General features: G+C 44.7%; 3 protein-coding genes. 1 reads left to right on the plus strand and 2 read right to left on the minus strand.

All coding sequences use genetic code 11. From position 1 onward, the window contains the following. Positions 1-451 (plus strand): methyl-accepting chemotaxis protein (locus ACFL9S_RS23625; RefSeq protein ID WP_405264305.1); only part of this gene is annotated, 451 nt, incomplete at its 5' end. A 108-nt stretch (positions 452-559) separates the two neighbouring features. On the opposite strand, the gene ACFL9S_RS23630 is transcribed toward ACFL9S_RS23625, so the two are convergent. Then, positions 560-1,162 (minus strand): hypothetical protein, encoded by a 603-nt coding sequence (locus ACFL9S_RS23630; RefSeq protein ID WP_405264306.1) that lies wholly within the window; start codon positions 1,160-1,162, stop codon positions 560-562. After that, a partial coding sequence (locus ACFL9S_RS23635; protein WP_405264307.1) for a DUF6862 domain-containing protein occupies positions 1,146-2,090 on the minus strand: 945 nt, incomplete at its 5' end. The genes ACFL9S_RS23630 and ACFL9S_RS23635, both read right to left, overlap by 17 nt.

Below are 2,090 nucleotides of genomic sequence, written 5' to 3' on the forward strand. Positions count from 1 at the left end.
AGTATCACGCCCGCTGTTCAGCGTTCGTAACTCCGGGCTGGTTGCTGTACAGGTAAATGCTGCGACTGAGATTGGTGCAAAACTCAATGCTTCGGCCAAAAGCATTACTGAAGTCGTTGATACAATTAACGTTATTGCCGCACAAACCAATATTCTGGCACTGAATGCCGCCATTGAGTCAGCGCGGGCTGGCGAAGCCGGACGCGGATTTAGTGTCGTTGCTGCGGAAGTCCGCCGACTGGCTGCATCGACCGCCAGCGCTACGCAAAAAATAACGTCTGTCGTGGACCTTAACGCCGATCTCATTCAGCAGATGTATCAACAGCTGGATGCAGTAAAACAATTTGTGGTCACCGAACAGGATAAAATCAGCGACCTCTCACGGAGCCTTAAGGAAATTAATCGGGGCGTGAACCAGTTTGTCAGCGTCATCCATCGGCTGGATGTATGACCGCACGACCCGAGCTAAGCTGACATGGCCGCTTCAGGTAACCTGCTGAGGAACTAAGCGTCATCTTACTGCCCCTGCTCTTACATTCCTGGCCAGATGCCCGGGGCATTACATTTGTAATTTCCAAAAATTCATACCATCAATCAACCAATATTGTTCCTTATCTGGAATGAATAAACCAAAATCACTATTAGCCTGAGCATTCCAATCAGGTGGTGCCGATGTTTCGTGACTTCGGTCCCAATCAGTATGGCGATATATTTTTTTATCAAAATTAATATAGAACTGAGGCAGTCTCATTTTCCACTGATCCCATTCGTCTGAAACAGGATCTGTTAATACTGATAAAAACCTCTCAACATAATCATAAAAATCATATAAATAAGATGTTGTTCGTTCTAATGTAAAAAAACTCCTCATTTCTTCAACTGAATAAGTATCGATGTTATTTTTGATGACATAGTCATGAAAGTTATCTTCTGTCAGAACAGGCACTCCATTCCTAAATAGTCTTATGGCCTCATCATAAAGAGATTCTTTCATAAGCCCTTTGTCAATGTAAGCCTTATATTCCGGCCTCACATCAATGCAATAATTATCTTTATCATCAATAATATAATAATGCTTCCCTTTAACCACAAAAACAGCTATTGCTTTGTAACCATCAAAGATCTCTCTGAGCAAATCCTGGTAATTATTTTCCAAATTCATTCATGAACGCCTCTTTTGTTAGCACACGAGCTTTTGATGAGTTCTGCTCTATGAGTCTGTCCCACACTTTCGGTAACTCCAGCGATACGCTGGGTTCACCTTTATTTGGATCTACTATCTTAGGTGCATTTGGGTCTCTAGGGACACCTGGGATAGGTTTCTGGGGAAGTGCTGCATCCATTATTTGTTTATGTAATGCAGCATCGACCTCAAAAACGACCACTGATCCATCAGCTCTTTTGTTAGTAAGATAATATGACGCATGATTGGGACCATTTGTACTGACGCATAATTGCCCACTACACCCAGAGTTGATAGTTACACTACCATCAGCGTTAGCACTAATCCTATTTTGGCTCGTTTTTGTGCCACTACCGCCACCTTCAACCCTGAAGTAAGTTTCTGATGCGGATGCCCTCCCCTTAGCTACTGGGATACTTTCACCCTTCATCCCATACACCGCACCACCTATCGCCGCCGTGGTATGAACTACCGCCATGCCATCATACAACGTTGCAGCCGTTTCCTTACTTACTCCCCAGTTTTCAGCAATACGGTTAATATTTACTTCACGCTCTGTTTTCGCATCCGTTGTCGCATACTGCCACATCAGAGCATCAACCTGGCCTTTTCCTTCCTTATAGACGCTGCCCATATTACCGATGTACTGGCCGTCGAGCTGCTCGTCATAGCTTTTCGACATTGCCGCCAGTTCCTGCCGCATTCCCTGACACTGAGCCGATGACAGTTTTTTACACGCCGCATCAATAGCTGCATTAAATGCTTTATCCTTCGCATTCATATCGGCAACCAAATTTTCAGCCTGCGTTTTTTTATCACCTTCCAGATACGGCAGTGACCACTTCGCATCCTGCCGTGTCTTATCATCCGGGGCACTCAGCGCATTATTCTCCACCGCATTCTTGCC

This window comes from Erwinia sp. AnSW2-5, from assembly GCF_045107195.1.
In the GTDB taxonomy this organism is placed as follows: Bacteria; Pseudomonadota; Gammaproteobacteria; order Enterobacterales; family Enterobacteriaceae; genus Erwinia.